Source organism: Pseudomonas asplenii, assembly GCF_001293465.1.
GTDB classification, from domain to species: Bacteria; Pseudomonadota; Gammaproteobacteria; order Pseudomonadales; family Pseudomonadaceae; genus Aquipseudomonas; species Aquipseudomonas fuscovaginae_B.
The window spans coordinates 75293-84385 of sequence record NZ_JSYZ01000023.1; the positions used below are offsets into that span (position 1 = coordinate 75293).

The 9093-nt window shown below is 62.6% G+C and carries 9 protein-coding genes; all 9 read right to left on the bottom strand.

The features are described 5' to 3' along the window. Positions 1-65: 65 nt before the first annotated feature. Positions 66-1028 carry a hypothetical protein gene (locus PF66_RS26370; RefSeq protein ID WP_054057642.1) on the bottom strand — a complete coding sequence of 321 codons (963 nt, stop codon included), beginning with the start codon at positions 1026-1028 and terminating at the stop codon, positions 66-68. 30 nt (positions 1029-1058) lie between these two features. Then, positions 1059-2225 carry a hypothetical protein gene (locus tag PF66_RS26375; protein WP_160320669.1) on the bottom strand — a complete coding sequence of 389 codons (1167 nt, stop codon included), beginning with the start codon at positions 2223-2225 and terminating at the stop codon, positions 1059-1061. Positions 2226-2964: 739 nt separating this feature from the next. After that, positions 2965-4575, bottom strand: a complete 1611-nt coding sequence (locus PF66_RS26380) for a gamma-glutamyltransferase family protein (protein WP_054064271.1) — start codon at positions 4573-4575, stop codon at positions 2965-2967. 71 nt (positions 4576-4646) lie between these two features. Then, positions 4647-5426: an amino acid ABC transporter ATP-binding protein gene (locus PF66_RS26385; protein WP_054064272.1), complete on the bottom strand. Its 780-nt coding sequence runs from the start codon at positions 5424-5426 to the stop codon at positions 4647-4649. Positions 5427-5428: 2 nt separating this feature from the next. Then, positions 5429-6205 (bottom strand): amino acid ABC transporter permease, encoded by a 777-nt coding sequence (locus PF66_RS26390; RefSeq protein ID WP_054064273.1) that lies wholly within the window; start codon positions 6203-6205, stop codon positions 5429-5431. Between the two features lie 12 nt (positions 6206-6217). After that, positions 6218-7024, bottom strand: a complete 807-nt coding sequence (locus tag PF66_RS26395; protein ID WP_054060652.1) for an ABC transporter substrate-binding protein — start codon at positions 7022-7024, stop codon at positions 6218-6220. Between the two features lie 71 nt (positions 7025-7095). Beyond that, the gene (locus PF66_RS26400) at positions 7096-7764 is read right to left on the bottom strand and encodes a GntR family transcriptional regulator (protein ID WP_054060653.1); all 669 of its coding nucleotides are present in this window, start codon (positions 7762-7764) and stop codon (positions 7096-7098) included. Positions 7765-8037: 273 nt separating this feature from the next. Next, positions 8038-8829 carry an SDR family NAD(P)-dependent oxidoreductase gene (locus PF66_RS26405; protein ID WP_054064274.1) on the bottom strand — a complete coding sequence of 264 codons (792 nt, stop codon included), beginning with the start codon at positions 8827-8829 and terminating at the stop codon, positions 8038-8040. A 74-nt stretch (positions 8830-8903) separates the two neighbouring features. Next, on the bottom strand, positions 8904-9093 hold a 190-nt coding region (locus tag PF66_RS33315; protein ID WP_206542437.1), incomplete at its 5' end, for a hypothetical protein.

Sequence of the window (9093 nt, forward strand, 5' to 3'; positions counted from 1 at the left end):
CCGCTCGTCGAGGGAAGTGCTGTGGCGGGAGACCACCTGCGTGGCCTCCCGCGTTGAGCCAGACCTTACTTGGCAACCGAAAGGACCTGAGTCAGCGACACCTTGAACTGTTCGAGCAGCTTCGATGGCTGGATAGTCCCCCCCCCCTGCTGGGGTGGAAGCTGAATCACCTGCAGCTGGAAGTCAGAAGCGAGCTGTCCACCGGCAGGCACCTTGGCGTTGTAGAAGACCGTCACCTGGCTGACGTAGTTGGCCGGCAAGGTCACGTTGGTGCTGTAGACCTGACCGCTGACCACCGGCACCTTGCCGATCGAAATGACCTCGCCATTGGCATCGGGCTTGTCGAATATGAAATACATTTCGGCACCCGGATCGAACCTGGAAGCCGATAGGGTCACGGACACATCCACGGAATGGGCATTGTTCAAGGCCACCGTGCTGGACCAGCCGAAGCCCGTGGCGGGAGTCGGAGGCTTGGGCGGAACCGCCAGGGCCACGTAGGCCGCGTTGCCGGCTTCCACGATTGCCTCTTGCAGCGGCACGAACGCGCTGCCTGAAGGTGCGGGATGGTTGGCATCGGTGATGAAGGCGATCAGGTTGTAGGGCGCGCCCTGCGCCGGTGGCGAGACGTTGCTGAACAGAAAAGGCGTCTCTGTGACGGCAACCCCCTGCCCCGGCGCACTGATGGTGACCACGTTGCTCTGGTCCTGTGTATTCAACCGGACCCACTGTGGCTTGCTGTTGATGTTATTGGCGCTGCAGTACCACAGTTGAACACTGCCCACTGCGGTTTTGGTCGTATCCTTGCCCAGGTTCCTGGCCCGGACATAAACGTAGTTGGTAGCGTGGTAGTCGACATCCTGCGAGAACTTCTGGTCGTAGCACTCGACGAAACTGCTGAGATCGGCAGCACTGGCAGGCGTAAGGCGAGTGATCAAATCGGGCGACTCATCGGTCGGCGGTGTCTTGCCCGGCGCGGTCTGGGCCAGGTTGTTGCGGATGAACAGCCAGTTGTAGTCATTGGACATTTTGCATTCCTCCTTGGATTGACCTGAGCCCTAGCGGAAACCGCCGTTGGGAATGACACCGTTGGAGCCGACGATGGTCACCAGCGTCGGCTGTACGCTCAAAAGCGTCCTGTAGCCCTCATAGCCCAGGTAGTGCTCACCGTTTTTCGGGTCCACGAAAATGCTGTGCTCATCGAAGTTGCAACGCCGGTAGTGATTTTCCAGATTCGAGTCCTGCTCCAGCAGATGGCTCACGCTGGCGCGCGCGGCGGCAGACAGTTCAGGGGCGTTGGTGACCACGAACTGCATGGAGAAGTTCGCCGGCTTGGGCTTGCCCTTGAAATTGATATAGAAGGTGACTTTCCCGGCATAGCCGCCCTGGATCTTCACATTGGTGCCGACGACAAAGTTGGGGTTGATGTTCGGGTCCTTGGCCCCCGGTTTCTCCGGAACGGTGGTGTCTCCTACCGCGATGGAGTCGCCCCATTTGGTGTTGTTGTTCGAGGTGAACCCCACCACCGCCCCCACCGGAACATTGGTGACCTGGATCGAGCAGGTGAACAAGGCATCGTCCCAGGTCTGGTTCAGGCTGATCTGCTGCTCATAGACATCCGAGGCCGTGACCGCCTGGATGTTCACGTTGTGCCAGCCCAGGTTGCGGTTGGCATAGATCCACGCCGCATACTGGTCGACGCTGGAATTGACGCCGGAGGGAAACTGCGCGTTGACCGCATCGAAGCTGTCGGCAATCACCGCGACCAGGCAATGATGTTCGGTGGTCTGCGGCTTCCAGGTGAAGGCATTGGTGGCGACGATCTCGTTGGGGGCGGCGCTGAGGGTCTGGTAGTCCTGTCGGACTTCTATGGTTTTGGTCGGATCGTTGGGGTCGGGGACAACGGAGGTGTAGACCATCAGGTTGTCTTCGTTGTACCAGACGTTCGGTGCCAGGAACAGATTCTGCGGCACCCGGAACAGGTACACGTTCTGCGTGGCTTTTGCAGCGCTGACGTTCTTTGCCCGGACATAAAAGTTGTTGGTGAAATACTCCTTCACGTCCTGGTCGAAAGCCTGGCCGTACTTGGAAATCATCTCCTGAGTCGACAAGGCACTCTGGCCGGCGACCAGAATATCCGGGCTTCCGGTCCAGCTCCCCGAACGCGGCAGTTTCCCTGTGTCACTCAGATTGTTTCGAACGAGAAAATCATTTTTGACAGCCATAAGAAGTCCTCACACTTTGAACGAGTGATAGTTGAAGTCATCACGACATCCGCGAAGGCAGCGGCTTAGCGACGCAGCCTCACGGCAAGTAACGCATGCCGATCTAGGGGGACAGGGGGACGGGGTGTCGCTCAGCCAGCACACCAGGCAGGTGTCGGTCGGTTTTTGGCAGATTCGGCAATAAGTGGAGCGAGTCCACACGGGTCATTGGCAAACGCATCATTGGCCTCCATGGCCTGGGGCTACGAACCAGATTCCCGGCACGGTTGGCAGGGAACCGTTGCGATTGAAGAGCTCGATTGCTTGACGCTGAAATGCTTGGTGATCAGGAAGATTTCTCCCCACACTGACGTGCCTGAAAGCGGCCTCGAGGGGCGAAGGCTCAACCCGCCGATTGGGTATAGCCAAGCGCCATTACTCTGTCGAATTTTTTCCGAAGGGGTTTGCTACCGCCCGTCGCCTACATCGCCTGATGGCTTGGCTGCAAACGCTGACCAGCCACTCAAGCAGCCCTGTGCGGGCCGTATTTCGAGGTGTTTGCCGGTCATAAGGACAGCTGGGGTATGGCCTACTGGTTCCGCTCCGACAACAGCATGCTCGGTGGCAAGCGCCCCCGGGATCTGCTGGCTTGCGCTCCCGATCGGCTGATGGCTGCTGCCCAGGATGAGGTCCTGGGGGTTGCCCATGGCCAGGCGCAAGACTGCAGACGATGCCCCGAACCATGGCAACGAGGACGCCTCTACCAAACCCCCACCACCGAATCCGCCCGCGGCTCCGTCCCGCCCCACAGCACCCCGCTCACCGGGTCGCGCAAGATGATCTGCCCGCGTCCATAGTCGGTCAGGTCACTGGCCACCACCACCTCATGCCCCCGGCGCGCCAGGGCATTGATCAGATCCCGCGACGCGCCCTGCTCGATCCCGACCTTGTTACCGCCCAGCCACTGCCAGCGTGGTGCATCCAGGGCCGCCTGCGGATTGAGCCCGAAGTCCACCAGGTTCATCACCATCTGCACATGCCCCTGCGGCTGCATGTAGCCGCCCATCACGCCAAACGGTCCCAGCGCCTGCCCGTTCCTGGTGAGGAATCCGGGAATGATGGTGTGAAAGGTTTTCTTGCCCGGTACCAGGCAGTTGGCGTGCGCGGGGTCGAGGCTGAATTCCTGCCCGCGGTTCTGCAGGGCGATCCCGCTGTCCGGCAGCACCACCCCCGAGCCGAAGCCGTGATAGTTGCTCTGGATGAACGAGACCATGTTGCCCTCGGCATCCGCTGTCGCCAGGTAGACCGTGCCGCTGGCATGAGGGTCGCCCGGCTTGGGCGACTGGGCCCGGTCGGTGATCTGCCCGCGCCGGCGCCGGGCATAGTCGTCGCTGAGCAATTGCTGCACCGCCACGCGCATGTGCTGCGGGTCGGTGATGTAGTGCAGGCCGTCGCTGTAGGCAAGCTTCATCGCCTCCAACTGCCGGTGCCAGGTCTGCTGACTGTCGCGATGGTCGAAGTCGAAGCCTTCGAGGATCTTCAGCGCCATCAGCGCCACCAGGCCCTGACCACTGGGAGGGATTTCCCAGACGTCGACGCCCCGGTAGTTGATATGGATCGGGTCGACCCACTGAGCGCGGTAACCGTCCAGGTCACTGGCGCGCAGGTAGCCGCCGGTGGCGCGTGAGTGGGCGTCGAGGCGCTGGGCCAGCGGCCCGCGGTAGAAGCTTTCACAGCGAGTGGCGGCCAGTTCCGCCAGGGTATCGGCCTGGGCCGGATTGCTGAACAGCTCACCGGCCCTGGGGGCGCGGCCGTCGATCAGGAAGGTGTCGAACCAGGCCTGCAGCACGCCGTCGCGGTGCGGGGTGAATTCGTTCAGCGCGATCTGCCATTGATGGGCGACCACCGGCGACACCGGAAAGCCGTCGCGGGCCAGGCTGATGGCCGGTTGCAGCAGCTCGGCAAACGGCAGCTTGCCGAAGCGCTGCGACAACTGCGCCCAGGCCGAGGGGCAGCCGGGGACGGTGACCGGGGTCCAGCCGTAGAGCGGCATCTCGGCGTGGCCGGCCGCCTTGACCGACGCCCTGTCGAGCGCGGCAGGCGCCTGGCCGTTCGCGTTGAGACCATGCAGTTGACCCCGGGTCCAGACCAGGGCGAAGGCGTCGCCGCCAATCCCGCAGCCCGTCGGTTCGACCACGGTCAGTGCAGCAGCCGTGGCGATTGCGGCATCAATCGCATTACCGCCCTTGTGCAGCATTTCAATGCCAGCCTGGGCTGCCAACGGCTGGGAGGCGGCGACCATGCCTCGGCGGGCGAAGACGCTCTGGCGCTGCGACGGATAGGGATATTCATGGGCAGAGAGATTCAACATGACAAAGGCTCTTGAAATAGGGGCATTCATGGGCCGCGGCAACGCACCGCGGACAAATTCGACGAACAGACTCAGAGCACGCGGCTGAGAAAGGCCCGGGTACGGGCATGGGTCGGATGGTTGAAGATCTGTTCCGGCGGGCCCTGCTCGATCAGTTCGCCCTGGTCGAGCACCACCACGCGGTCGGCGACTTCCCGGGCAAAACCCATTTCATGAGTGACCACGACCATGGTCATGCCCTCCTCGGCCAGCTCCTTCATCACCTGCAGCACCTCGCCGACGATTTCCGGATCGAGGGCGCTGGTGGGCTCGTCGAAGAGCATCGCCTGGGGTTTCATCGCCAGGGCCCGTGCAATCGCCACCCGCTGTTGCTGGCCCCCGGAAAGCATCGACGGGTAATGCCCGCCCTTGTCCGCCAGGCCGACCCGGGCCAGCAGTTGCCTGGCCTGCTCCAGGGCCTCGGCCTTGGGCACGCCGAGCACCTGGATCGGCGCCTCGATGATGTTTTCCAGCGCGGTCATGTGCGGGAACAGGTTGAAGCGCTGGAAGACCATGCCGATGTCCCGGCGCTGGCGAGCGATATTGCGCTCGGAGTCGCGCACCCGGCTGCCGTCGGGACGCTCGCGATAGCCCATGGCATGGCCGTTGACGCGGATGCGTCCGCCCTGGATGTCTTCGAGCAGGTTGATGCAGCGGATGAAGGTGGTCTTGCCCGAGCCCGAGGCGCCGATCAGCACCACCACTTCACCGCGCCGGACCTGCAGCGACACGCCCTTGAGAATCGGCAGATTGCCAAAGGACTTGTGAATGTCCAGCGCCTCGATCACCAGCTCTTCGCTTTTGTGCGCCATGCTCAGCGTCCTCTCAGCAGTTTCAGGGAGCCGCGGCCGAACATCCGGCTGGCGGCCGGTGGCGACGAGTCCGGCCGGTCGGAGCGACCGGAACGGCTTTCCAGCCAGCGCTGGAAGAAGCCCCACAAGGTCGTCAGCAGCAGGAAGTAGATGGCCACCACCAGGTACAGCTCGAACACGCGGAAGGTCGCCGAAGTGACCATCTGCGTGCTCAGCAACAGCTCCTGCACGCCGATCACGCTGACCAGGGTGGTGTTCTTCAGCATCACGTTGAACTCGTTGCCGATCGGCGGCACGATCACCCGAAAGGCCTGGGGCAACACGATGCGGCGCATCAGCTTGCCGAAGGTCATGCCCAGGGACCGCCCGGCCTCGTACTGGCCCTTGTCCACCGCGCCGATGCCGGCGCGGATGATCTCGGCCATGTAGGCGCCTTCATTCAGGCCCAGGGCGATGATCGCCGCCTGGATATTGCCGGGCACCACCAGGCCGAACAGCGAGATATCCTCGAAACGAAAGACGCCCCCCGCAGCCAGTGCCGTGTAGAGAAAGACGATCTGCACCAGCAACGGCGTGCCGCGCATCAGCCACACGTAAAAGCGTACCGGCCATTGCAGCAGCGGGTTGCCGGACAGGCGCATCAGCGCCGCCGCCAGACCCAGCACGCAGCCCAGCAGCATGGCCAGCACGGCGATCAGGCAGGTCAGCCACAGCCCCGTGAGGTACACCCCGCTGGGCTGCAACAGGTACTGCCAGAACACATCCCAGTTGAAGTTCATCGATGCTGTTCCTCAGTCGAGGGTGTCGCTGCTGACATGCCAGGTGCCCAGCAATTTGGCGTAGCTGCCATCGCTGCGCATGTCGTTGACGATCTGCTGCACCGCGGCGCTCAGTTGCGCGTCGTCCTTGCGGATGCCCAGGCCGGTAAGGATGCGGCTGAAGGCCGGCACGCCCTCCTCGAACAGGTCCGGCGCCATCGCGGCGTAGTAGCCGGCGGTCTCGACCGTGGTGCCGTAGGCATCCACCTGGTTGATGCGCAGGGCCTGGAAGGCGTCGGTGTCGGTGTTGTAGACCACCACCTTCATGGGCGCCTTGCCGGCCTTGGTCAGGCTGTCGTTCTGGGCGTCGAGCAGGGTCTTGATGGTGGAACCGTTGAGCACCGCAACCTTGTGCCCGGACAGGCTGTCCAGGGTCTTGAGCCCCTTGGGATTGCCCTTGGGTACCACCACCGCCTGGCTGGAGTACATGTAGTTGACGATATCGATCACCTGGCGCCGTTCGGGCTTGTCGAACAGTTGGTCGACGATCATGTCGCACTGCCCGGCGAGCAGCGCCGGCACCAGGCCGGAGAACGGAATCACCCGCCACTGCACCGGTTTATTGCCCAGGCGCCTGGCGATCTCCAGGCCGAGGTCGACGGTCAGCCCGCGGGGCTTCTGCGCTTCGTCGAAGGACACCAGGGGTGGCGAATCCATCCCCGAGCAATAAGTGAGTTTTTCGACCGACTTCAGGCGCTCCGGCACCTGGGGCGCGGCGGCGGCCCATTGCGCGGACAGCCCGAGGGAAACAGCCAGCAGCAAGGCACGGCGTAAATGCATGACCAGACACTCCACTTCGTTGGAAAACGGCAGGATTCAAAGTCAACACACGGGCGGGTTCGGACCCGCCTCTATTTTTCCGATTGCAGGAACTGGATCAGCGCCGGCACGGTGCCCTCGATGTGCTCGCGAACCACGGCTTCGACCTTCGCCGCATCACCGGAGCGGATCGCATCGAGAATCACCGCGTGTTCATCGCGGGCGCTGAGGGGTTTCTCGCCGTGCTGCAGCCACAGGCGCATGGGCGCCTCGATCAGCGAGTACAGCGCGAAAATCTGCTTCATCAGCCGCGGGCGACCACTGAAGCTGCACAAATGTTCGTGGAAAGCGCGATGGCGACTGACCCACTGCGCACCGTCATCGCGATAGTCGTCCATCTCGTCGAGCATGCGCTCCAGCGCCGCCAGTTGACGCTCGCCGATACGGCCGACAGCGATCCGCACCGCCAGGCCCTCAAGGGCGCTGCGCATCTCGAATACCTCATGCAGCTCATCGATATCCAGGCCACTGACCACCGCGCCGCGGTTGGGGCGCAGGGTCACCAGGCCCTGGGCATCGAGGCGGCGAAAGGCCTCGCGCACCGGCATGCGGCTCATGCCGATTTCCGTGGCGATGTCCTCGGCAATCAGGCGGTCACCCTGGCGGTAGCGGCCGTTACAGATGGCCTGCAGCAGGAAGTTGTAGGCCTCCTCCTCGGCGGTCTGGGGCTGACGGTCTACATAGGCGGGAGCGAATTGCATGACGGCACCTTTTGTATTTTTGTATCCAATTATCCATGGATGCAAAACAGCAAACTGTGTGCCAGGTTGCAGGGCGGAGGTTTAAGGGACTGATAGGGAAGGGAAAGAGCTTCGCAAATGGGAGATGGACGGTTGAGGGGGAACAGAGGTGAGTGCTACCGAATGGCTCACGGAGTGCACCGCGAGTGTGCAGGTTGGCGGTTGGGTAACAGTCCGTGGCCCGCCTCGTCCCGAAGCCAAGGAGCAAGACGCCGGCTCAACGCCGGCGTGGGTCTAGAAAGCGCTCTTTATCACGCCCCCATCGGCTCGCAACGCAGCGCCCGTCGTGGCCGACGAAAGCGGACTGGCCAGATAGGCCACGAGGGAGGCAATCTCCTGCGGTGAGCCAAATCGCTTGATGAGCGAGGTGGGGCGAACCTTCTCGAAAAAGGCCTTTTCGAACGCTTCGAACGATTGCCCCTCGGCTTTGGCAAGGGTCTCGACGAATTCGCCCACTCCGCGCGATTTCGTCGGCCCCGGCAGGACGCTGTTGACGGTAATGCCCGTGCCGGCAACGGCCTCGGCCAAGCCACGCGAGACGGCAAGCTGCGCCGTTTTCGTCACCCCGTAGTGGATCATTTCGACCGGAATCTGCACCCCGCTTTCGCTCGAGATGAAAATAATACGCCCCCAGTCGGCCCGCCTCATCGCCGGCAGAAACAGGCGAGCCAGGCGTACACCACTCAGCACGTTGACATCGAAGAAACGTTGCCAGTCCGCGTCAGGGATCTCTTCAAACAGCTTGGGCTCGAAGATGCCCAGGTTGTTGACCAGAATGTCCACCTGCGGATAGCGTCGTGCGACCTCTTCGGCTGCGGCGGCCGTGCTCAGATCGCCCGCGAACCCCTGCACATCGCCACCGGTCTGCGCTTTCAGTTGCGCAACCACATCGTCCACAGACGACTGGGAGCGGCCGTTGACGATGACACGGGCGCCCTCCTGCGCCAACGTGCTGGCGATCGCCAGGCCAATGCCGGCCGTGCTCCCGCTGACCAGCGCGAGTTTGCCTTTCAGATTCAGGTCCATCGGTGACTCCTTTTTCGTGGGTGAAGTAGACAGGACGGCACCGAGTCTTGAACAACGGGATGCCGCCAACGGGTTCACATACGCGCAATCGAGGCGCCACCACCGACCGGCGCAGCCGTACCGGTCACAACAGACGAATCGTCCGACACAAGATGGATGCACGGGTTAAGGCGCACGAAAGAGTCTAGGCTATGTACGAAATCGCTTGAAACTTGGTTATGCGGCGTTAAAAACCGGCTCGGAATGCTCATTGACAACCAGTCA

What these genes read in the sequence shown, in the direction of transcription:
- PF66_RS26370 (WP_054057642.1), bottom strand. Translation starts at nt 1,028, where the DNA reads ATGTCCAATGACTACAACTGGCTGTTCATCCGCAACAACCTGGCCCAG.
- PF66_RS26385 (WP_054064272.1), bottom strand. Translation starts at nt 5,426, where the DNA reads ATGGCGCACAAAAGCGAAGAGCTGGTGATCGAGGCGCTGGACATTCAC.
- PF66_RS26375 (WP_160320669.1), bottom strand. Translation starts at nt 2,225, where the DNA reads ATGGCTGTCAAAAATGATTTTCTCGTTCGAAACAATCTGAGTGACACA.
- PF66_RS26395 (WP_054060652.1), bottom strand. Translation starts at nt 7,024, where the DNA reads ATGCATTTACGCCGTGCCTTGCTGCTGGCTGTTTCCCTCGGGCTGTCC.
- PF66_RS26390 (WP_054064273.1), bottom strand. Translation starts at nt 6,205, where the DNA reads ATGAACTTCAACTGGGATGTGTTCTGGCAGTACCTGTTGCAGCCCAGC.
- PF66_RS26405 (WP_054064274.1), bottom strand. Translation starts at nt 8,829, where the DNA reads ATGGACCTGAATCTGAAAGGCAAACTCGCGCTGGTCAGCGGGAGCACG.
- PF66_RS26400 (WP_054060653.1), bottom strand. Translation starts at nt 7,764, where the DNA reads ATGCAATTCGCTCCCGCCTATGTAGACCGTCAGCCCCAGACCGCCGAG.
- PF66_RS26380 (WP_054064271.1), bottom strand. Translation starts at nt 4,575, where the DNA reads ATGTTGAATCTCTCTGCCCATGAATATCCCTATCCGTCGCAGCGCCAG.